Annotated in this window: 18 protein-coding genes; 12 read left to right on the top strand and 6 right to left on the bottom strand. The window is 69.9% G+C overall.

Annotated elements, in window-relative coordinates:
- Positions 1–141 precede the first annotated feature (141 nt).
- The gene (gene groL / locus IEX49_RS08715) at positions 142–1737 is read left to right on the top strand and encodes a chaperonin GroEL (RefSeq protein WP_188805762.1); all 1596 of its coding nucleotides are present in this window, start codon (positions 142–144) and stop codon (positions 1735–1737) included.
- A gap of 74 nt (positions 1738–1811) precedes the next feature.
- Here groL and IEX49_RS08710 read toward each other — a convergent pair whose 3' ends face one another.
- A complete protein-coding gene (locus IEX49_RS08710; RefSeq protein WP_188805761.1) occupies positions 1812–2729 on the bottom strand; it encodes a M23 family metallopeptidase in 918 nt (305 codons plus the stop codon).
- 89 nt (positions 2730–2818) lie between these two features.
- Positions 2819–4195 carry a dicarboxylate/amino acid:cation symporter gene (locus IEX49_RS08705; RefSeq protein WP_188805862.1) on the bottom strand — a complete coding sequence of 459 codons (1377 nt, stop codon included), beginning with the start codon at positions 4193–4195 and terminating at the stop codon, positions 2819–2821.
- A gap of 234 nt (positions 4196–4429) precedes the next feature.
- Here IEX49_RS08705 and IEX49_RS08700 point away from each other — a divergent pair, with 234 nt between their 5' ends.
- The 8 genes from IEX49_RS08700 to IEX49_RS08665 all read left to right on the top strand — a co-directional run bounded on the left by IEX49_RS08700 (position 4430) and on the right by IEX49_RS08665 (position 12042).
- On the top strand, positions 4430–5152 hold the full coding sequence (locus tag IEX49_RS08700) for a class E sortase (RefSeq protein ID WP_188805760.1): 723 nt from the start codon (positions 4430–4432) through the stop codon (positions 5150–5152).
- 175 nt (positions 5153–5327) lie between these two features.
- A complete protein-coding gene (gene guaB, locus IEX49_RS08695; RefSeq protein ID WP_188805759.1) occupies positions 5328–6872 on the top strand; it encodes an IMP dehydrogenase in 1545 nt (514 codons plus the stop codon).
- Positions 6873–6921: 49 nt separating this feature from the next.
- The gene (locus IEX49_RS08690) at positions 6922–8058 is read left to right on the top strand and encodes a GuaB3 family IMP dehydrogenase-related protein (protein WP_188805758.1); all 1137 of its coding nucleotides are present in this window, start codon (positions 6922–6924) and stop codon (positions 8056–8058) included.
- A gap of 36 nt (positions 8059–8094) precedes the next feature.
- Entirely contained in the window at positions 8095–9972 is a 1878-nt protein-coding gene (locus IEX49_RS08685) for a glycerol-3-phosphate dehydrogenase/oxidase (protein ID WP_188805757.1), read from the top strand.
- Positions 9973–9981: 9 nt separating this feature from the next.
- Positions 9982–10941: an SURF1 family protein gene (locus IEX49_RS08680; protein ID WP_188805756.1), complete on the top strand. Its 960-nt coding sequence runs from the start codon at positions 9982–9984 to the stop codon at positions 10939–10941.
- The gene (locus IEX49_RS08675; protein WP_188805755.1) at positions 10938–11486 is read left to right on the top strand and encodes a DUF3817 domain-containing protein; all 549 of its coding nucleotides are present in this window, start codon (positions 10938–10940) and stop codon (positions 11484–11486) included. The genes IEX49_RS08680 and IEX49_RS08675 overlap by 4 nt, the downstream gene beginning before the upstream one ends.
- A gap of 73 nt (positions 11487–11559) precedes the next feature.
- Positions 11560–11847: an AEC family transporter gene (locus IEX49_RS08670; protein ID WP_188805754.1), complete on the top strand. Its 288-nt coding sequence runs from the start codon at positions 11560–11562 to the stop codon at positions 11845–11847.
- Between the two features lie 48 nt (positions 11848–11895).
- Positions 11896–12042 (top strand): hypothetical protein, encoded by a 147-nt coding sequence (locus tag IEX49_RS08665; protein WP_188805753.1) that lies wholly within the window; start codon positions 11896–11898, stop codon positions 12040–12042.
- Here IEX49_RS08665 and IEX49_RS08660 read toward each other — a convergent pair.
- Positions 12008–13372: an MFS transporter gene (locus tag IEX49_RS08660; RefSeq protein WP_229672445.1), complete on the bottom strand. Its 1365-nt coding sequence runs from the start codon at positions 13370–13372 to the stop codon at positions 12008–12010. The two genes, IEX49_RS08665 and IEX49_RS08660, sit on opposite strands and share 35 nt — an antisense overlap.
- Positions 13373–13482: 110 nt before the next feature.
- Between IEX49_RS08660 and guaA the strand changes: the two genes are divergently transcribed.
- The 3 genes from guaA to IEX49_RS08645 all read left to right on the top strand — a co-directional run bounded on the left by guaA (position 13483) and on the right by IEX49_RS08645 (position 19471).
- Positions 13483–15063, top strand: a complete 1581-nt coding sequence (gene guaA / locus IEX49_RS08655) for a glutamine-hydrolyzing GMP synthase (protein ID WP_188805860.1) — start codon at positions 13483–13485, stop codon at positions 15061–15063.
- A gap of 165 nt (positions 15064–15228) precedes the next feature.
- Entirely contained in the window at positions 15229–19227 is a 3999-nt protein-coding gene (locus tag IEX49_RS08650; RefSeq protein ID WP_188805752.1) for a DUF4011 domain-containing protein, read from the top strand.
- Positions 19214–19471, top strand: a complete 258-nt coding sequence (locus IEX49_RS08645; protein WP_188805751.1) for a hypothetical protein — start codon at positions 19214–19216, stop codon at positions 19469–19471. The genes IEX49_RS08650 and IEX49_RS08645 overlap by 14 nt, the downstream gene beginning before the upstream one ends.
- A gap of 6 nt (positions 19472–19477) precedes the next feature.
- Here IEX49_RS08645 and IEX49_RS08640 read toward each other — a convergent pair whose 3' ends face one another.
- The 3 genes from IEX49_RS08640 to IEX49_RS08630 all read right to left on the bottom strand — a co-directional run bounded on the left by IEX49_RS08640 (position 19478) and on the right by IEX49_RS08630 (position 21548).
- A complete protein-coding gene (locus tag IEX49_RS08640) occupies positions 19478–20218 on the bottom strand; it encodes a hypothetical protein (protein WP_188805750.1) in 741 nt (246 codons plus the stop codon).
- Between the two features lie 96 nt (positions 20219–20314).
- On the bottom strand, positions 20315–20707 hold the full coding sequence (locus IEX49_RS08635; RefSeq protein WP_188805749.1) for an FmdB family zinc ribbon protein: 393 nt from the start codon (positions 20705–20707) through the stop codon (positions 20315–20317).
- Positions 20708–20753: 46 nt separating this feature from the next.
- Positions 20754–21548, bottom strand: coding sequence for a 5-formyltetrahydrofolate cyclo-ligase (locus IEX49_RS08630; RefSeq protein WP_188805748.1), 795 nt, complete (start codon positions 21546–21548; stop codon positions 20754–20756).
- Between the last annotated feature and the right edge of the window lie 69 nt (positions 21549–21617).

Below are 21617 nucleotides of genomic sequence, written 5' to 3'. Positions count from 1 at the left end.
CGGGCCTGCGGGCGTCCCGCGCCGCCGTCGTTCGTGGTGGTTCTCGTTGAACCAGCGCACGACGCCGGCCGCGCACCTTGAGCTTTTCCCCGCAGTTTTCATTGGAATTCGCAGATTTCCTTTACGAAAGGAGCTTCGTTCATGGCGAAGCAGCTTGCCTTCAACGATGAGGCCCGCCGCGCACTGCAGGCCGGCATCGACAAGTTGGCCGACACCGTCAAGGTCACCCTCGGCCCCAAGGGTCGCAACGTGGTCCTGGACAAGTCCTGGGGCGCCCCGACCATCACCAACGATGGCGTGACGATTGCCCGTGACATCGAGCTGGACGACCCGTACGAGAACATGGGCGCCCAGCTGGCCAAGGAAGTGGCCACCAAGACCAACGACGTAGCCGGCGACGGCACCACCACCGCCACCGTGCTGGCCCAGGCCCTCGTGAACGAGGGCATGCGCCAGGTGGCCGCCGGTGCCGCCCCGAACGAGATCAAGCGCGGCATCGAGACCGCCGTGCAGGCCATCGACGCCCGCCTGGCCGCCAACGCCGTGGATGTCTCCGGCAACCAGGTCGCCGCCGTGGCCGCCATCTCCGCCCAGTCGGACGAGATCGGCGAGCTGCTGGCCCGCGCGTTCGACACCGTCGGCACGGACGGCGTCATCACCATCGAGGAGTCCTCGACCACCTCCACCGAGCTGGTCATCACCGAGGGCATGCAGTTCGACAAGGGCTACCTGTCCCCGTACATGGTGACCGACGCCGAGCGTCAGGAAGCCGTCCTGGAGAACCCCTACATCCTGCTGAACTCCGGCAAGATCTCCAACGTGCAGGAGTTCCTGCCGCTGCTGGAGAAGGTCCTCCAGGCCAACAAGCCGCTGTTCATCATCGCCGAGGACGTCGAGGGCGAGGCCCTGTCCACGCTGGTGGTCAACAAGATCCGCGGCACCCTGAACGTCGTGGCCGTCAAGGCCCCGGGCTTCGGTGACCGCCGCAAGGCCATGATGCAGGACATCGCCACCCTCACCGGTGCGCAGGTCGTCTCCCCGGACCTCGGCATGAAGCTGGACCAGGTCGGCCTCGAGGTGCTCGGCTCCGCCCGTCGCGTGACCGTCACCAAGGACAACACCACCATCGTCGAGGGCGCAGGCTCCGCCGATGAGGTGGCCGGCCGCGTCTCGCAGATCCGCTCCGAGATCGAGAACACCGATTCGGACTGGGACCGCGAGAAGCTGCAGGAGCGCCTGGCCAAGCTGGCCGGCGGTGTGGGCGTCATCAAGGTCGGCGCCGCCACCGAGGTCGAGCTGAAGGAAGCCAAGCACCGCATCGAGGACGCCGTGTCCTCCACGCGTGCGGCTCTCGAAGAGGGCATCGTGGCCGGCGGCGGTACCGCGCTGATCAACGCCCTGACCGCCCTGGACGAGGACGAGGCCATCAAGGCCCTGTCCGGCGACGCCGTCTCCGGTGTCGGCATCGTCCGCAAGGCCCTGGTCGAGCCGCTGCGCTGGATCGCCCAGAACGCCGGCGAGGACGGCTACGTCGTCACCTCGCGCGTCGCGGACCTGGAGCCGAACTTCGGCTTCAACGCCAAGACCGGCGAGTACGGCGACCTGCTGGCCGCCGGTGTCATCGACCCGGTCAAGGTCACCCGCTCCGCCCTGCTCAACGCCGCGTCCATCGCCGCGCTGGTGCTGACCACCGAGACCCTGGTGGCGGACAAGGTGGATGACGAGGACGAGAAGTAACCTCGAGTCCCACCTGAGGTCCAACACAGAGGGGCCCCGGCATGCGCGATGCATGCCGGGGCCCCTCTGTGTTGTCAGCGCACGTGGTGCTCCTGCGGGGCCGTGGCCTCGAAGATCTGACCATTGGCAGGGAAGTCCGGCACTGCGCTGGGCTTCGCGTATCCGGTGGCCCAGCGATGACTGAGCCGCTGGTCGTCGATCTCCACTCCCGACCAGTGCATCGGAATGCCTGCGGCGCTCTCCGGGCGGGACCGGTCCATGAGCTGGACGTGGAGGTGCGGCTCGGAGGTGTTCCCGGTGTTGCCGACCTGTCCGAGCAGTTGGCCGGCGTCCACACGGCCGCCCGGGCGGACAGCGGCCGAACCGTGCCGCAGATGCGCGTACGCCGCATAGGTGCCGTTGTCGTGCCGGACGATCACCCGATTGCCCAGGATGCTCCGAGCTCCACCGAGGACGCGGAGGAATCCCTCGAGAATCATCATCCAGATCAGGGTGGGCCATGAATCGCGGGCCCGATGGTCCCGCAGGTGATCAGTCACGTGGACCACTGTCCCGGAGGCCATGGCGAAGACCGGCGCCCCGTAGCTCGGGTAGCCCTCGGGTTCGCGCCCACGGAGGGACCAACCCGGGGAGGGGGCTGTGTCCGTGGAGTCGTCTGTGGCCTCGTCCGCGGCGTCCAGGAGGAGGTCCACGGCGTACATCTGGCCGTGGGCGCGTACCCCGTGGCTGGGGACCCGTGATCCGGGACTGTTGCAGGCGATCCACCGGCCGCGCACTGGCACATGCATGTCGACGGGATCCCCTCGTTGCGCCGGTGGGCGCACGCAGAACAGCACCAGGGGAACCAGCATGCACACCACGGCCCACAGGCGGGGGACCGGCGCCACGGACATCACCAGCACCATCACGATGAAGAGCCGGACCCACCACGTCTGCCATCGGGCGATGGCCCGTCGGAGTGAACCGCCGCCCCGGGGACTGTGGGACGGCATCAGCTCTGGTCAGACGTGGTTCTCTGCGGACTCATGGGATCCACACTAACGGCCGCAGACGTCTGGCCGATAGCGACTTCGGGGCACGCTCAGGCGCGGGACGACTCGCTCTCGCGTTCCGCACCGGTGCCGGCGCCGCCGTCGTCATTGGTCTCAAGCGGAGCCTCATCATCGGCGAGCAGGTTGCCGCCGGTGCGGGACGCGTTGTACTTGTCCTCATCCAGGATGCCCTCCTGCTTGGACACCAGTGCGGGAACCAGCGCCTGGCCCACCACGTTGACGCCGGTGCGGCCCATGTCCACGATCGGGTCCACGGCGAGCAGGAGCCCGACGCCGGCCAGCGGCAGTCCCAGCGTGGAGAGGGTGAGCGTGAGCATCACAACGCCGCCGGTGGTGCCCGCGGTGGCCGCGGAGCCCAGGACGGAGACCAGGATGATCAGCAGGTAGTCGCTCCAGGCCAGATTGATGCCGAAGAACTGGGCCACGAACATCGCGGCGATGGCCGGGTAGATCGCGGCACAGCCGTCCATCTTGGTGGTGGCGCCGAGGGGGACGGCGAAGGAGGCGTAGCCGCGGGGGACACCGAAGTTCCGCTCGGCCACGCGCTGGGTCACCGGCAGGGTGCCGATGGAGGACCGGGAGACGAAGCCCATCTGGAAAGCCGGCCACATGCCCGTGAAGTACTGGCGGATGGACAGGCCGTGGAACTTGGCGAGCAGCGGATAGACCACGAGCAGCACGATTGCCAGGCCCACGTAGATGGCGGCCACGAACTTGGCCAGTGTGCCCATGGTGTCCCAGCCGTAGGAGGCCACGGCATTGCCGATCAGGCCGACGGTGCCGATCGGGGCGATGCGGATGATCCACCACAGCACCTTCTGGATGACCTCCAGCATCGAGGCCGAGAAGTCCAGGAACGGCTTGGCCTTCTCGCCGAGCTTGAGGGCGGCCACGCCCACGGCGATCGAGATGACCAGCACCTGCAGCACGTTGAAGCTGACGGAGGTGGACATCGAGCCGTCCTCGCCGGCGGTGGTGCTGGCGGAGAGTCCCAGGAAGTTGGACGGGATCAGCCCTTGCAGGAAGGCCCACCAACTGCCGGTCTTGCCCTCGTACTCCGGCGGCGCGGACTGCCCGGTGCCGACGCCCGGCTGCATGACCGCGCCGAGGATGATGCCGATGACCACGGCGATCAGCGAGGTGATGGCGAACCAGAGCAGTGTCTTGGCGGCCAGCCGGGCAGCGTTGGTCACCTTGGCCAGATTGGCGATCGAGGCGACCACGGCGAAGAACACCAGCGGTACGACGGCGGCGCGCAGCAGGGAGATGTAGCTGGAGCCGAGCACCTCCAGGGTGGTGCCGAGGCCGTTCGGGCTGTCCGCCGTGTGCCCGGTGGAACGGGCCGTGAGGCCCAGGACCAGACCGAGGACCAGGGCGGCGAGGATCTGCACGCCGAAGTTGGTCATCCAGCCGGGCAGGCGCCGGGTGGGCGACGGCTTGACGGGTTGGGTTGCGCTGGAGGTTGCTGGAGTACTCACCGGCCCAGCGTAGACCTCCTATACCACGTCTGTGGAGGTACGTGTCTTCATGTGACGTGCCTGTGACGACGGTGACAGGTGTCGAGCTAGTGCGGATGGAGTCAACTCATCACCGTCTCATTCGACGTACGTGAGTGGACACGGCAAGGGTACCCTCGAGGCATGACCAGCACCCTTGACCGGCCGCCCTCGGGCCGGGCCTCTCGGCGGCAGAAGCCGCGGCGCGGGGTGCTCTCCGTGCTGGGCAAGCTGTTCATCACCATCGGCATCCTGGTGGGCCTGTACGGCGTCTACGAGTTGTTCATCACGGACCTGATCGCCGAGTCCGACCGGAACGAGGTCGCCACGCAGTGGCGCTCCGAGCAAGCCCCGGTGGATGACGGGATCGGCACGGAGCACCGGGACGGCTTCCCGGTGGTCGAGGGCGAGGGCATCCAGGGCATGCTGCACGTCCCCAGCTGGGGTGAGGACTTCGAGGTCCCGATCGGCTCCGGAGACGGCGCGGACGTGCTGGACTCCGGCCAGGTAGGCCACTATGACGCCACCCAGTCGATCGGCGCCATGGGCAACGCCGGACTGGCCGGGCACCGGACCACCCACGGCAAGCCCCTGCGTGAGGTCCACCACCTGGAGCAGGGCCACGAGATCGTGGTCGAATCCGCGGACCACTGGCTCGTCTACAAGGTGGTGGCCAAGGACATCGTCAAGCCACACCAGTCCGAGGTGCTGGATCCCATCCCGCCGTTCGAGGGCGCCACCCAGGGCCGCTACCTCACGCTGACCACATGCGATCCCATCTTCGGCATCACCGACCGCTATATCGTCTGGGCCGAGGCTGACTACTGGACTCCGAAGAGCGAAGGCCTCCCGCCGGCCCTGGCCTGACTGGCCCCAAAGTCCTGACTGACCCCAAAGTGCAGGGGGGGAGGGCGTGGCCTACGCCACGCGAGGAATAGACCGGGCCCCGGACGGTGTTTCACCGCCACTACTCCCAGCGACCCCTCTGCCCGTGGCAGGCCTAGACTGGTCGCAACCCCGCTGACTGAAAGGCCCCTCGCCCGTGAGTGCACAGATTCCCGGTCCCTCGGTAGACCCGGTGGCCACCGCCGCCGATCCCTTCGGATTCGTCGGCCTGACCTATGACGACGTCCTCCTGCTCCCGAACATGACCGACGTCATTCCGGCCGAGGCGGACACCTCCACCCGCCTGACCAAGCGCATCACCCTGACGACCCCCATCGTCTCAGCTGCCATGGACACCGTTACGGAGGCGCCTCTGGCCATCTCCCTGGCCCGGCAGGGCGGGATGGGCATCATCCACCGCAACCTGTCCATCGAGGACCAAGCCGCCCACGTGGACCGCGTCAAGCGCTCCGAGTCCGGCATGATCTCCGACCCCCTCACCGTGGGGCCGGAAGCCACCCTGGCCGAGCTGGACGACCTCTGTGCCCGCTACCGTGTCTCCGGCCTGCCCGTGGTGGACGCGGACAACACGCTGCTGGGCATCATCACCAACCGGGACATCCGCTTCATCCCGGACGCCGAATTCGGGCACCGTACCGTGGCCTCCGCCATGACGAAGATGCCGCTCATCACCGCACGCGTCGGGATCTCCCGTGAGGACACCGTCCGCCTGCTCTCCGAGCACCGGATCGAGAAGCTGCCCCTGGTGGACGGCAACAACAAGCTCCAGGGCCTGATCACCGTCAAGGACTTCGACAAGGCCGAGCAGTACCCGGACGCCACCAAGGACGAGGAAGGGCGGCTGCGCGTCGGCGGCGCCGTCGGCTTCTTCGGCGACGGCTACGAGCGGGCCATGGCGCTCGTGGAGTCCGGCGCGGACGTGCTCGTGGTGGACACCGCCAACGGCCACACCCAAGGCGTGCTGGACATGATTGCCCGCCTGAAGAAGGATCCGGCGTCCGCGCACGTGGACGTCATCGGCGGCCAGGCCGCCACCTACGCCGGCGCCAAGGCGATCGTCGACGCCGGCGCGGACGCCGTCAAGGTGGGCGTGGGCCCGGGCTCGATCTGCACCACCCGCGTGGTGGCCGGCGTCGGGGTCCCGCAGATCACCGCCATCTACGAGGCGGCCAAGGCCACCATCCCCGCCGGCGTCCCCTTGATCGCCGACGGCGGCCTGCAGCATTCCGGTGACATCGGCAAGGCGCTGGTCGCCGGAGCCGACTCCGTGATGCTCGGCTCCCTGCTGGCCGGCACCGCCGAATCCCCGGGCGACCTGGTGTTCTACAACGGCAAGCAGTTCAAGGCCTACCGCGGCATGGGTTCTCTGGGCGCCATGCAGACCCGCAACGGCCAGCGCTCCTTCTCCAAGGACCGCTACTTCCAGGCCGACGTGCCGAGCGAGGACAAGCTGATCCCGGAGGGGATTGAGGGCCAGGTGCCGTACCGCGGTCCCCTCTCCGCCGTGGTGCACCAACTCGTCGGAGGCCTGCGCCAGACCATGTTCTACACGGGTGCCTCTACTATCGGAGACCTCAAGCAGAACGGCCGCTTCGTGCGCATCACGCCGGCCGGGCTGAAGGAATCGCACCCGCACGACATCATGATGACGGTGGAGGCACCGAACTACCGCACGCGGTGATCTGTCTCCGCGGACTAACCCGTCCGGCACCTGCACTAGGCTGGAAACCGTGAGCAACGAGATCGAGATTGGCCGCGGCAAGCGGGGACGTCGGGCCTACGCCCTGGATGACATCGCTGTGGTGCCCGTGCGCCGGACCCGGGACCCCGAGGACGTGTCCATCAACTGGCAGATCGATGCCTTCAAGTTCGACATGCCGGTGATCGGCGCTCCGATGGACTCGGTCATGAGCCCGGACACCGCCATTGCCCTGGGCAAGCTCGGCGGCATGGGCGTGCTCAACCTCGAGGGCCTGTGGACCCGCTACGAGGATCCGTCCTCCGTGCTCGAGGAGATCGCCTCCTTCGAGCCCAGCAACTATTCACCGGCGAACACGCGGCGCCTGCAGGAGATCTACTCGCAGCCGATCCAGGCCGAACTGATCACCGAGCGCCTGGCCCAGATCCGTGAGGCCGGCGTGGTGGTGGCCGGGTCCCTGACCCCGCAGCACACGCAGGAGTACTACGAGACCGTGCTGGCCGCCGGCGTGGACATGTTCGTCATCCGCGGGACCACGGTGTCCGCTGAGCACGTGTCCCAGAACCGCGAGCCGTTGGACCTGAAGAAGTTCATCTACGAGCTGGACGTCCCCGTGATCGTCGGCGGTGCGGCCGGCTACACCCCGGCGCTGCACCTGATGCGCACCGGTGCGGCCGGCGTGCTCGTCGGCTTCGGCGGCGGGGCGTCCTCCACCACCCGCCGTGCCCTGGGCATCCGGGTTCCGATGGCCACGGCCATCTCGGACATCGCCGAGGCCCGCCGGGACTACATGGACGAGTCCGGCGGACGCTACGTCCACGTGATCGCCGACGGCGGCGTGGGCAACTCCGGGGACATCGTCAAGGCCCTGGCCATGGGCGCCGACGCCGTGATGCTCGGCGCCGCGCTGGCCCGCGCCCAGGAGGCCCCGGGCCGGGGCTGGCACTGGGGCGGTGAGGCCGCCCACGAGGACATGCCACGCGGGGACCGCACCCACGTCGGCACCGTCGGCAGCCTGAACGACGTGCTGTGGGGCCCCAGCCACCACACCAACGGCACCTCCAACCTGATGGGTGCCCTCAAGCGGGCCATGGCCACCTCGGGCTACTCGGACATCAAGGAGTTCCAGAAGGTCGAGGTCCTCGTGGCCCCGACCGGGGACCGTTGAGCGGGACCTGACGGAACCGGAGACGGCCTGAGCGAGATGACCACCACCGGCGCACTGGGACCCGCACACCGGGCCGACACGCTCACGAAGCTGCGGGCCACCACGCCGGAGCGTCCACTGGATGTGCTGGTCGTCGGCGGGGGAGTCGTCGGCGCCGGGACTGCCCTGGACGCGACCACGCGGGGGCTGTCCACCGCACTGGTCGAGGCCACCGACTTCGCCTGGGGCACCTCATCCCGGTCCTCCAAGCTCGTCCATGGCGGGCTGCGCTACCTGGAGATGCTGGACTTCCCGCTCGTCCACGAGGCGCTGCGGGAACGGGGCCGGCTTGTGGAGGACATCGCGCCGCACCTGGTGCGGCCCGTGCCGTTCCTGTACCCCCTGTCCAAGCCGTGGGAACGGCCCTACGTGGGGGCCGGCGTCGCGCTCTATGACGGCATGGCCGCCGGGCGCACCGGGCACCTGCCCGTGCACAAGCACCTCGGCCGAGCCGCCGTCTCCCGCCTGGCGCCGGGGCTGAAGCCCGAGGGGTACATCGGAGCGATCCGCTATTACGACGCCCAGGTGGACGACGCCCGCCTGGTGATCGAACTCGTCCGCACGGCCGCCGTCCACGGGGCCCACTGCGCCTCCCGCCTCGAGGTCACCGCGTACCTCGGGTCTGAGGCCGGCGGCATCGTCGGCGCGGAGATTCTGGACCGGGAGACCGGCGAACGGATCTCCGTCCATGCTCGCCGCGTCATCAACGCCACCGGGGTTTGGACCGGGTTCATTCCGGTCCGTCATCCGGACGGCCGTGAAGAACCGGTGGTACAGGGCATGCCGCGGGTCACCGCCGCCAAGGGCATCCACCTCGTGGTCCCGCGTGACCGGTTCACGTCGACCTCCGGGCTGATCCTGCGCACCGAGAAGTCGGTGCTGTTCGTCATCCCCTGGGACCGGCACTGGATCATCGGCACCACTGACACGCCCTGGCGCGAAGATGTCGATCAACCCGCCGCCACGAGCCAGGACATCGACTACGTGCTCGAGCGCGCCAATGCGGTGCTCTCCGAACCGCTGGACCGGTCAGACGTGGTCGGGGTGTTCGCCGGGTTGCGGCCACTGGTGACTCCGCCGGGTGAGGACGAGCCTCTGGGAGACACCGCTGCTGCCGCGGGCACGGCCAAGGTCTCCCGCGAGCACGTGGTGGCGACCCCGCTGCCAGGGCTGACCGTGGTCACCGGCGGAAAGCTCACCACCTACCGGACCATGGCCGCTGACGCCGTGGACGCCGCCATCGGATCAGCCGGTGCCCAGGACACCGGACCGCTGACCGGCCAGGACGTGACCGGCTCGGGGGAGGGCGTGCCCGCCTCCTGCACCGCCGATCTGCCGTTGCTCGGTGCCCAGGGCTGGACCCCGGCCTGGAACCGTCGCCTGCTGCTCGCCGTGGACTCGGGACTGCCGGCCGCCGTGGTCGAATCCCTGCTGCACCGCTACGGTTCCGGCGCTCCGGAGGTCATCGGGCTGGCCGTGGGCACCCCGGAGCTGGCCGAGGAGCTGCCCGGGTTGCCCGGACACCTCGCCGCTGAGGCCGTGCACGCCGTCACACATGAGGGTGCGCGCTCGGTCCAGGATGTCCTGGCCCGGCGGATCCGCGCGGTGTTCGAGGCGGACGACGCCGGCGCTGCCGCCGCCGGAACGGTCGCCCACCTGATGGCACCCCTGCTCGGCTGGGACGCCGAGCGCGCCTCCGCCGAGGCCGAGCGCTACCGGCAGTGGACGCTGGCCCAGCGGGCCACGCTAGGGGCCGGCACGGACGCCGAAGCCCATGCCCTGCTGGTCGAGGCGGCCCGGGACTCGGTCCGCGATGTGGCCCGCGGTGGCCTGCCGGAGATTGTGAGTTCTACGTCCGGTAGAGAAACCGCGTAGTCTGGTGGGGTGCTGAAAACCGCCCTGAAACCCCAGTGGATCGCCGGACTCGTCCTGGCGCTCGTGGTCTCTGCGGTGTTCGTGCTCCTCGGGAAGTGGCAGATGGACAACTCCGCCTCCGCCCCGCCGCCGCTGACCCAGACCGAGACCCCCGTCGAGCTGACGGAGCACTTTGCCCCGGAGAAGCCGATGTACGGCACCGAGGCGGACCAGGTGGTCACGATGACCGGTTCCTTCGTCCAGGACACGGACGTGTTCATCCACCCGCGCCTGCACGGCGGCCAGGACGGAGCCGAGGGTTACTGGGTGGTCAGCGCCTTCCAGGTGGACGGTGCCCCGAACGGCGAGGTGATGCCCGTGGTCCGCGGCTGGACCGACTCCACCGCGGAGACCGACCCGGTGCCGCAGGGAGACCTGCACATCACCGGGCGACTGCTGCCCGCCGAGGGTCCCAGCCCGGAGGGCATCCAGCACACCGCGGACGGCACGGTGTTGGCCAACCTGGCCTCGTCCGAACTGATCAACCTGTGGGACATGCGCTCCTATGCCGGATATGTGGCTGCCTTCGATGTGGTGGCCACCGGCGGCCCCGGTGCTGCGGCCAGCGGTCAGGAAGTCGGTGCGAAGGCCGAGGGCGGCGAGCTGGAGCCCGTGATCGTGGGCCCGCAGCCGCAGGAGACCACCTACAACTGGATGAACATCTTCTACGCCATCGAGTGGGTCGTGTTCGCCGGCTTCGCGATCTTCCTCTGGTGGCGGTTCCTGAGGGATGACTACCTTCGCAGCCAGGACGAGGACGAACTCGACCGCCAGTGGGCCGAGGAGTGGAAGGCCGCAGAACTTGAGCGCCGCCGTACCGAGGCCCGCGAGACCAAGCGGAAGGCCATCGAAGAGTACGAACAGTACTACGGGGCTTCCACTGCCCCGATATCAGCCCAGCAAACCCAGCAAACGCAGGAGAACCAGTGACCACCCCGGACCAGAAGCCCCCGGTCGACCCGAACACCCTGCCCGACCCCGAGGACATCACCGAGGCGGACCTGCCGGCACCGCCGCCGCGGCCGGAGAAGAGTGCTCCGCGACGGTTCGCCGGGACGGATCAGCAGATCAAGTCGGCCCTGATGATGTACAAGATCTGTGCGTGGATCACCGGCATCATGCTGCTGCTGCTCGTGTTCGAGATGATCTTCAAGTACGGCTACGGCACCGAGCTCTACGCGGGCGGCACCCTGGCCGACGGTGCCGCAAACACCTTGTCCCTCCAGCCGGAGGACTCGGTGACGGGCGGGCTCAACCTCTCCATCGCCGTGCTCATCGCCCACGGCTGGCTCTACGTGGTGTACCTCGTCGCGGCATTCCGCCTGTGGTCACTGATGCGCTGGAGCGGGATGCGCCTGCTGGCCATCGCCGGCGGCGGTGTAGTGCCCTTCCTGTCCTTCATCGTGGAGAAGCGGGTCCACCGCGAGACCCTGCAGGAGATCGCCGCTCACCCCGAGGCCCTGCGCAGGTACTGAAGATCAGCCCTGCCCGTCGCCAAGCAGCTCGCCACGGGGACTCCGGGGCGTCTATGCGGGCGTCAGCTGGCTCGTGGTCAAGCGGCAGGCGGGCCAGGCCGCCGTGGGGGCCATGGCGGCCTCCTACGTCAACGCCGGCAACATCGGCCTGCCGATCGCGCTCTACGCCGTGGGCAGCTCCGTCCCGGCGGTGTCCGTGCTGGTGACGCAGCTGCTGGTGCTCGCTCCGTTCTCCCTGACAGTCTTAGGGCTCTCCCTGGCCGCCCAGCGCCCCTTCCGGGACCGGACGCAGGTCCCGGACATCGTGTGGGGCTCCGTGGTCAAGCTCTTAGTGATGCCCGCCGTGGCGTGGACGGCGTGACACTACCTCTTCGGGCTGACCGGCCTGGAGCTGTTCGGGGTGGTGGCCATGGCCGCCCTGCCTACGGCGCAGAACGTCTACCTGTTCTCCAGCCAGTTCAAGCTGCCCAACCTGCTCGTGCGGGACATCGTGTTCGCCTCCGCGGTGCTGTCCCTGCCCGTCATCCTCGGGGTGGCACTGCTGCTGGGGCCCTGAGCAGTGCCGCCACCCCGATGCCGCACAGCACCACGACGCCGGCCAGTGCGGCCGAGAGCCCCGGGAAGCCGAGACCGCCCATGATCGGGCCGGCCGCCAGTGAACTGACCGCCGCGGCCAGGGACATCACCGCGTCCGAGAAGCCCTGGGCGGGCACCCGGTCGGCTGGGCGCAGGGCAGCCACGAGCAGCGTGGATCCGGCCACCGTGGCGGCCGACCAGCCCAGGCCGAGCAGGACGAGTCCGGCCACCACGGCGAGGTGCTGATGGGGGAAGATCCCCGTCAAGGCCGCCGCGGCCACCAGCGTCGTCATCCCGGCGCCGGCCACCCGGGCCGGACCGAAGCGGTCCGAGAGCATTCCGATGACAGGGGAGAGGGCGTACATCCCGGCCACGTGCAGGGACAGGGTGAAGCCGATCAGCACCACCGTGTCCGGATGCTGTCCCAGGTCGCTGCTGCTGAGCCCCGCCTCGTGCTGCAGGTGCAGCGGTGTCATGGACATCAGGCCGACCATCACGGCGTGGGCGCCGGTCACCGTGAGTACGGCGGCCAGGGCGGTGGGCTGGGCCCGGACGATCCGCCACCCGGCGGCCCACCCGGCACCGGAGCGGAGCGGGACCGGGCCGTCCGGGCGACCGGCCGGCGTCGGGCCCGGGCCGTCCGTCCCCGGCGCGGCATCCTCCAGCCGCCGGCGCAACACGAGGGGATCCGGACGCAGTCCGGCCAGGATGATGGCGGCGCCCACGGCCATGCCGGCGCCGGAGATCAGGAAGGGACCGGCGTGGACGGGCAGCCCCAGCCAGTCGGACACCACGGCGCCCGGGCCCACCATGTTGGGACCCAGGACCGCGCCCACGGTCACGGCCCAGACCACCACGGACAGGTCCCGTCCGCGGTGCTGCGGCTCGGACAGGTCCGTGACGGCGAACCGGGCCTGCAGGTTCACGGCCGCGCCGAAGCCCACCAGGAAGGCTCCGAGCAGCAGGATGGGGAAGAACCGGGTGACGACGGCGGCCACCATGAGCGTCTGACCCAGCAGCCCTGCGGCCAGGCCGATCCCCAGGGCGACCCGCCGTCCGCGTCGCACCGCCAGGGTGGACAGCGGGATGGACACCGCGGCCGAGCCGAGCGTCATGGCAGTGTTGACGAAGCCGGCGTTGGCCTCGGCACCCGAGAGGTCCACGGCCAGGATCGAGCCCAGGGACAGCGTGGCGCCGTTGCCCAACCCCGAGAAGACCTGAGCGGTACCCAGCACGCGGACGGCCCGGCGCTGGGCTGCTCGGGCGTGCGGGAGCAGAGCGATGTCATCGGCAGGGGAGTCGGGGGCCACGAGGACATTGTGCCCTGCTCCTGCACTATCCTTGACGGGTGACTTCCTCCCAGGCTGACGACCAGACCACAGCACCGGACCACCGGCCGGACACCCCGGACAACCCGCAGATCGCCGCCGACTTCCCGACCGTGCTGGTGGTGGACAACGGCGCCCAGTACGCCCAGCTGATCGCCCGGCGCGTGCGCGAGGCCAACGTGTACTCCGAGGTCGTCCCGCACACGCTCTCGGCCGAGGACATCCTGGCCCGCAAGCCCGCCGCCCTGATCCTCTCCGGTGGCCCGTCCTCGGTCTACGCCGAGGGCGCGCCCGGGCTCGACCCGGAGCTCCTCGACGCCGGGGTGCCCGTGCTGGGCCTCTGCTACGGCTTCCAGTCGATCGCCCAGGCGCTCGGCGGCACCGTGTCCAAGACCGACACCCGTGAATACGGCTCCACCCGGCTGGAGGCCATCGGCTCCACCTCGGTGCTCTTCGCCGGTCAGGACGTGGATCAGGTCGTGTGGATGAGCCATGCCGATTCCGTGACTGAGGCCCCGGCCGGCTTCTCCGTCACCGCCCGCACCCCGGGTGCGCCCGTGGCGGCGTTCGAGAGCCCGGAGAAGAAGATCTACGGCGTGCAGTGGCACCCGGAGGTCGGCCACTCCGAGCGCGGCCAGGAGGTGCTGCGCAACTTCCTGCACCACGGCGCCGGCCTGAAGGACACCTGGACCACCACCTCCGTGATCGAGGAGCAGGTCGAACTGATCCGCGAGCAGATCGGCGAGCACCGCGCCATCTGCGGCCTGTCCGGCGGCGTGGACTCCGCCGTCGCCGCCGCCCTGGTCCAGCGGGCCGTGGGGGACCAGTTGACCTGCGTCTACGTCAACCACGGCCTCATGCGCCAGGACGAGTCCGAGGAGATCGAGAAGGCATTCGGCGCGGCCACCGGCGGTGCCAGGCTGATCATGGTGGACGCCGAGGACGTGTTTCTGGAGGCCCTGGCCGGCGTGACGGACCCGGAGGCCAAGCGCAAGATCATCGGCGAGAAGTTCATCCGCACCTTCGAGAAGGCGCAGGCGGACATCATCGCCGAGTCCCGCCATGACCCGGACGCCAAGGACGTGAAGTTCCTGGTGCAGGGCACCCTGTACCCGGACGTCGTGGAGTCCGGTGGCGGCGAGGGCACCGCGAACATCAAGAGCCACCACAACGTGGGCGGGTTGCCGGAGGACATCGAGTTCGAGCTCGTCGAACCGCTGCGCGCCCTGTTCAAGGACGAGGTCCGCGCCGTGGGCTCCGAGCTCGGCCTGCCGGATGAGATCGTCTGGCGCCAGCCCTTCCCGGGCCCCGGCCTGGGCATCCGCATCATCGGCGAGGTGACGCGGGAACGCCTGGACCTGCTCCGCCAGGCCGACGCGATCGTGCGCGCGGAACTGACCGCCGCCGGCCTGGACCGCCACATCTGGCAGTGCCCCGTGGTGCTGCTGGCCGATGTCCGCTCCGTGGGCGTCCAGGGTGACGGCCGCACCTACGGCCACCCCGTGGTGCTGCGGCCGGTCACGTCCGAGGACGCGATGACCGCTGACTGGGCTCAGCTGCCGTACGACCTGCTCTCACGGATCTCCAACCGCATCACCAACGAGGTGGACGGCATCAACCGGGTGGTCCTGGACGTGACCAGCAAGCCCCCGGGAACCATCGAGTGGGAGTAAGCCCCCCGTCAGGAGGCGGGCGCCGGGGAACCGGCCCGTTTCCCTCGGGGGAATCCGCGGTGCGCCTGTGTACCGTGGAAACAAGCATTGGTGCCTCGCGGCCCCACCGCACCGGCCGTCGTCGTGGGCAGGGCGGGGAAGCGGCCGGCGGCAGGAAGGACAACTGTGACTGAGCAGGACCCCCAGCAGAGCCCCGCGGCGCCTCGCCTCCACGGGGGCAGGGACACGGGCCTGCCCGACGACGGCCCCGCCGAGTCCGACTCCCGCCTCACCTTCCCGGCGTGGCTGGCCTCGCTGGGCTCTGGCACCGAGAACGACACGATGCTGCGCTTCGCCCCGTCCGGCGCGAACAGCATCGACATCTCGCACTCCCACCCCTCCGGGCTGAGCCAGTTCATGTCCGGGCGCCGCACGCGCCTGTCCACCCTGCTGCGGGACGCCGACGCGTTCATGCATGCCCGCGGTGCGGCCCGTCAGCTGCGCGGCAAGATCCAGGAGCTGGCCGAGGACCGCGGCGTCGACGTCGGGTACCTGGCCACCGGCCTGGCGACGTGGCGCGTCATCGAGGACGGCCGCTCCACGCAGATGTCCGCACCCGTGATGCTGGCCCGGCTGAGCTTGACGCTGCGGGGCGAGCAGGACGACTATGAGCTGCAGATCTCGGACCGGGCCCGGCTCAACCCCGCTCTGGCCCGCTACTTCCGGGACCACCACGGGATCGTGCTGGACGCGGACGACTACCTGCGCGCCGCCTACGCCACCGCCAAGCTCGAGCCCATGCCCGCCATGGAGCTGCTGCGCTCGCAGGGACGCGAGGTCCGGGGGCTGGTGGTGGAGCACCGCCTGCTCGTGTCCACCTTCGCCGACCTGGCGGACACCGCCTCCGTGGACGTGGTGGACTCCACCCATCCGGTGGTCTCCGCACTGTATGACGCCGGTTCGGGTATGGTCCCGCGCCGTGCTGAACTGCCGGAGACGGGACTGCCGCCGGTCGACGAGCGGGACCCGTCTGCGGAGAGCCTGATCCTCGATGCGGACCCGTCCCAGCAGCAGGCCCTCGACCACATTGCCGCCGGCCACGACCTGGTGGTCGTCACCCCTCCCGGCACGGGTCAGACGCAGACCGCGGCCAATGCCGTGGCGCAGCTCGCCGGGGACGGCAAGCGCGTGCTCGTGGTGGCCGAGCGCACCGCCACCCTGGACGACCTCCGGCGCCGTCTGGGATCCGTGGACCTGGACTCGCTGGCGCTGGACATCCCGGCTGCGGCCACCCCCGAGTTGATGCGCCGTCAGCTCATCCAGGCCCTGCTGCGCGTGGAGCGGGCCCAGGAACCGGGAACCAACCGGCTCAACGCCACCCTCGTGGAGCGCCGCCACCAGTTGCGGGACCACCTGCGCAGTCTGCACAATGTGCGGGAACGCTGGGGCTGTTCACCCTTCCAGGCCATGCAGTCACTGGCCTCTCTCACCGCGATGGATCCGGCCCCCTCCACCACCGTCCGCCTCAAGCGCTCCGTGCTGGATGCCACCGTCAACCGTGACGAGACCGCCGCGACGTTCATCCGCGCCGGGGAACTCGGGGCCTTCTCCCGCTCCTCCACGGAGAGCCCCTGGTACGGGGCCCGGCTGCGCAACGTGCAGGAGACCGAGGACGCCTACGGGCTGGCCGAGGACCTGGCCGCCGCTCTGCCCGTGCTGCGCGAGCAGCTGGACCAGGCCACCGAGCAGGCCCAGCTGTCGACCGGCGGGACCTTCGCCGACTGGGTCCGCCAGATCCACCTGCTCTCCGCAGTCCGCGGTTCCCTGGACCAGTTCACCCCGGACATCTTCGACCGCCCGGTCACGGACCTGATCTCCGCCACGGCCTCCGGGCAGTGGCGCAAGCAGCACGGCGTCGAGATGTCCTCCATGACCCGCTCCCGGCTCCGCCGCGTGGCCAAGGAGTACATCCGCCCGGGCGTCCACGTCTCCGATCTGCACGAGGCCCTCGTGGACGTGCAGGACCAGCGCGCCGAGTGGACCCGTTGGGCCACCAGCAAGCGTCATCCCTCGGTGCCGGCCGGCCTGGAGGCCCTCTCCGCCAAGGGCGCCGAGGTGGCCGGTCAGATGGCCCGCTTGCAGCGGGTCCTCGCCGAGCCGCGGCGGGACGCTAGCCGGCTGGAGAACCTGCCCGTGGACGAGCTCAGCCAGATCCTGGACCGGCTCGTGGCGGACCAGGACACGCTCAAGACGCTGCCCGAACGCACGCTCGTCGGCGACCAGCTGCGGGAACAGGGTCTCCAGGAACTCATGGCGGACCTGCAGCAGCGAGAAGTCCCGACGGACCAGCTGCGGGCCGAACTCGAGCTGGCCTGGTGGCAGTCCGCGCTCGAGGCGATGATCTCCGGTGACGACTACCTGGCCATGATGGACGCCGAGTCGCTGCGGAAGATCGAGGCGGAGTACCGCCTCGCGGACACCGCCCACCTGGAAGGCGGCAGTCAGCGTCTGAACTGGACGATGGCCCAGCGGTGGACCAGGACTGCCGGCATGCACCGGGCCTCGGCCCGCGTGCTGCGCTCCCTGCTCAAGGACGGCAACCCGGACCCGGAGTCGCTGTCCGGCCTCGAGCCGGAACTGCTCCAGTCCCTGGTGCCGGCGTGGACCACCTCCCCGCTGGCCCTGGCCGAGTTCCCGGCAGACATGGGCTTCGACGCCGTCCTGCTGCTGGACGCTGAATCGCTCGCCCTCAGCACGGCGCTGGGCGCGATCAGCCGCGGCAAGCAGGTGGTGGCCTTCGGCGACGGCACCTCCGGATCGCCGAAGACCTTCAACGTCTCCGTGGACCCGACGGCCTCCGTGCTGCTGCCGCGCGAGGTGGACTCGGCCTTCACCGCTCTGATGAGGGTGCTGCCGAGCGTCCGGCTGACCACCATGCACCGCGGGCTGGAGCGCAAGCTCACCCGTCTGCTGGGCGAACAGCTCTACGACTCCACGCTGGACATGCTGCCCGGGGCCTCCGAGCTGACCGGCGCGGACCATCCGGTGCGCGTGGAATTCCTGCCCGGCGGGACCGGCATGCCCGGTGCTGGCGACGAGGGCGTGGAATCCACCGTGGCCGAGGTCAACCGGACCATGGACCTGGTGTTCGAGCACATCCGCCACCGCCCGGGCGCCTCGCTGGCCGTCATCACCGCCAGCCCGCTGCATGCCCGCCGCGTGGCCGAGGCGATCCGGTTGAACCTGCCCAACAATCCGTGGGCCGCCGCCTTCTTCAACCGGGACCGGGAGCCGTTCGTGGTGGCCCCCATGGCCCGGGCCCACGGCGTGGTCCGCGATCACATCATCTTCAGCCTCGGTTATGGCCGGACCCCGCACGGACGCGTGGTGCACCACTTCGGGCCGTTCTCCGAGGCCGGTGGCCGGGAGCTCTACGCCACCGCCCTGACCCGCGCGCGCCAGCACCTGCACGTGCTGACCTGCGTGCATCCGGACGATCTGGATCCGCAGCGGCTGGGCAACGGTGCCGCGGACTTCTACGGACTGCTCGAGGCCTACCTCAAGGACACCGGGCACACCACCTCGCCGCGTCCGCGGGACCCGCTGGTGGCGGACCTGTCCGAGCGGCTCGCTCAGCGCCATGCCACCGTGCTGCCGGACTTCGCCGGCAGCATCGACCTGGCCGTCTGGAACCCCCTGGGCCTGCCTGCCTGGGAGGTCCAGGCCTCCCCGGAACAGGCGATTCCCGTCGCCATGTTCTCCGATGGTTCCGAGGCGTACCGCCGGATGACCGTGCGCGAGCGGTCCCGTCAGGTGCCGCAGCAGCTCGAGCGCAGCGGCTGGCGCTTCCACGCCCTGTGGACCATTGACGTCTTCGCCGACCCGGCCGGCTGCGCCCGGACCATCGCCGACTTCCTGGGCCTGCCCTCCGCCGAAGACGGCCCCGGGCCGGTGGAACCGCTGACCCTCCCCGAGGCCGCGATGCCGGCACCGTCCTCAGTGGGTTCACCGGAGTCCCCGGAGGGCGCCGGATCGTCCGACGCGGTGTTCGACGGTGCGGTCTTCGACGGTGCCGCCGCTGAGCAGCAGCGTGAGGACGCGACCGCTGACGAGCACCAGGATGCGACCGCTGACGAGCACCAGGATGCGACCGCTGACGAGCACCAGGACGATGGCACCCGCTGACCCCGAACGCCCGGTTGCTCGCCGTCGCCGTCCCCGACGGGCCGACGCCCCCGGCACCGGCCCGCCGTCCGCCGACGGGCCCGAGCCGACCCTTGGCGAACCGGCGGTCAGTGAGTCCACGGCGACGTCAGCTCCCTCGATGCCATCGGTCTCCGGCCAGCGCGACGCCCGGTCCTCAGACCAGCGCAACCTGTCCGAACGTGAACGCTGGCTGCTCGAACAGCGTCCCCCGCACTGGGACTGACGCCGGCTACGCTTCCGGTGTCAGCAGGAGTGTGAGGTCCTGATTCACCGCGGCCGCCGCCAGTTCCGCGGCGCGTTCCTCAGCCACGGCCAGGACCAGCACCGTGGCCAGGTCCGAGGAGCGGTCCTGCAGCACCTCGACGTCTGCCTCCAGCACGTTTCCGTCCGTTCCCACGAGGTCAATGCGGTCCCCGGCCGCCACCAGGTCCACGGCGTCGGGGCCCGCGAACCTCACGGCGACGGCCCGATACCCGGCCGGCACCTCGGGCCTGCCTGCGGTCTCTCCGGATACAACGTGGCCACCATCGGGAAGGGCTCGGCGATGACCTTCCTGGACCGCTGCCACGGCGACGTCGCCGGCCGCTGCTGTTGCTGCCCCGGCTTGCTGGGATTCCGGCCCGACCGAACCGCCTGAATCGCGCGGGCCGTCCGGGCCGCCGAAGGCATTGACCAGGAGCAGGATGACCGCCAGGACGAGCGGGATGGAGGCCAGGGCCAGCTTCAGCCGGGTGCGCCGCCGCGAGGTGGCTGTTGCCGCTGCGACATCGGCGTCGGTGGATCCGTCGGCCGGTAGAAGGGACCGGCCGGCGTCGCGCTCCAGGAGGTGTGGGGGTGGGGGAGTGGCCATCCGTCGGCGCACGGCGCGGCGGTAGCGGCGCAGCTCACGGCGAGGAGAGGGTCGTCTCCGGGATCGGGACGGTGGCGAGGAATCCCGGGAGCGCCGGGCCGTGGCGGTGGGTGATGACATGCCACGATCCCATCAGGACGCGACGGGCCCGGCCACCGCGATCACCTCAGCCGTGGAGGCACAGCCGTCAGCGGTCGGCTGTGGAGGAGCGCGGAACTAGGCAGCGGTACCCGAGGTGGAGCTGCCCGAGGAGCCGGACGATGCCGCGCTGGACCCGGACGAGGAGGCCGCGGCAGCGCCTGACGTGGACGGCGACGATGACGAGCCGGAATCAGAGGAGGTGGAGGCCCCGCTTGAGGCAGCGCTGTCCGAGGAACCACCTGAGGAACTGTCGGCAGCCAGCGTGGAGGAGGCCTGGGAGCCGGAGCCCTCGGAGCGGGAATCATTGCGGTAGAAACCGGATCCCTTGAACACCACGCCCACGGAGTTGAACTTCTTCCGCAGGGTGCCCTCGCACTCGGGGCAGGCGGTCAGCGAATCGTCCGTGAACGACTGGACGATGTCGAACTCATGGCCGCAGTCCTTGCAGGCGTAGGCATAGGTGGGCACCGAACGGTCCTCTCGATTTGGCACTCTCACGTTTCGAGTGCCAAGTCTACACCTGACTGAACCACGTGAAGCCGTCGGCGGTGACGGCTCCGTCGACCGGTTCGTCGAACTCGGATGAGGGTACCTGGCCCCGCGTCATCAGCTCATGCCGGAACACCACGGCCACCGTGACCGGGACCGCGGATGGCGCCGGGCCGGCGTCGGGCACGGTGGTGGCATCCGAGCTGGAAGCGCTGGACGTGCCGGAGGTGCTCGAAGCGGAACGCTGGCGGTACAGGGCGGCCAGGAAGCGGTCGTAGTAGCCGCCGCCCTGTCCCAGGCGGAAGCCGCGGGTGTCCACCGCCTGAGCCGGTACCAGCACGAGGTCCACCGTCTCCATGGTCTCCACGCCGAGGCGTTCGCCCACCGGTTCGTCGATCGGCGCGACCGGGCTGCGGGCCACCTCCACCCCGGGATACCATGCGGTCCAGGACAGCTGCCGCTCGGGCTCCGTGATGGGCACCAGGACCTCGACGCCGGCCCCGTGCAGTGCCTCGAGCAGCGGTCCGGTGTCCGGCTCGGCACCATAGGACAGCACCGCGGCAACGCGGCGGTGCTGCGCCCGCGGGAGGTACCACTCGAGGATGGTGGAGGTCAGGTCGGCAGACTGGCCGGCCCGATCAGCCGGGTCCAGCTCGCGCCGGCGGGCCCTCCACAGGGTGCGGAAATCCTGTTTGCGGTGCTTCATCACCTCCTCGGGGCTCTCGCCCCGGTTCCCGGTTAGGGATGCGGAGTACTGGGCCTCTCCTCCCTCCGGCGACGGGGAGGAGGCTGACTGGTGGAACGACTCATTGAACGACACGCTCCCATTCTGCCTCCCTCCCGCAACCGCCCGGCTGTGGGGGGCGACTTTGCGGGGCGAGGATGAGTA

It is taken from the genome of Citricoccus zhacaiensis (assembly GCF_014645315.1).
GTDB lineage: Bacteria > Actinomycetota > Actinomycetes > Actinomycetales > Micrococcaceae > Citricoccus > Citricoccus zhacaiensis.
The sequence above is the reverse complement of the archived record's forward strand: the minus strand, read 5'-3'. Positions and strand labels throughout refer to the sequence as shown.

Coding starts and splice junctions, on each gene's coding strand:
- groL (WP_188805762.1), top strand. CDS start 142: ATGGCGAAGCAGCTTGCCTTCAACGATGAGGCCCGCCGCGCACTGCAG.
- IEX49_RS08710 (WP_188805761.1), bottom strand. CDS start 2,729: ATGCCGTCCCACAGTCCCCGGGGCGGCGGTTCACTCCGACGGGCCATC.
- IEX49_RS08705 (WP_188805862.1), bottom strand. CDS start 4,195: ATGACCAACTTCGGCGTGCAGATCCTCGCCGCCCTGGTCCTCGGTCTG.
- IEX49_RS08700 (WP_188805760.1), top strand. CDS start 4,430: ATGACCAGCACCCTTGACCGGCCGCCCTCGGGCCGGGCCTCTCGGCGG.
- IEX49_RS08685 (WP_188805757.1), top strand. CDS start 8,095: ATGACCACCACCGGCGCACTGGGACCCGCACACCGGGCCGACACGCTC.
- IEX49_RS08665 (WP_188805753.1), top strand. CDS start 11,896: ATGGCCGCCCTGCCTACGGCGCAGAACGTCTACCTGTTCTCCAGCCAG.
- IEX49_RS08645 (WP_188805751.1), top strand. CDS start 19,214: ATGGCACCCGCTGACCCCGAACGCCCGGTTGCTCGCCGTCGCCGTCCC.
- IEX49_RS08640 (WP_188805750.1), bottom strand. CDS start 20,218: ATGTCATCACCCACCGCCACGGCCCGGCGCTCCCGGGATTCCTCGCCA.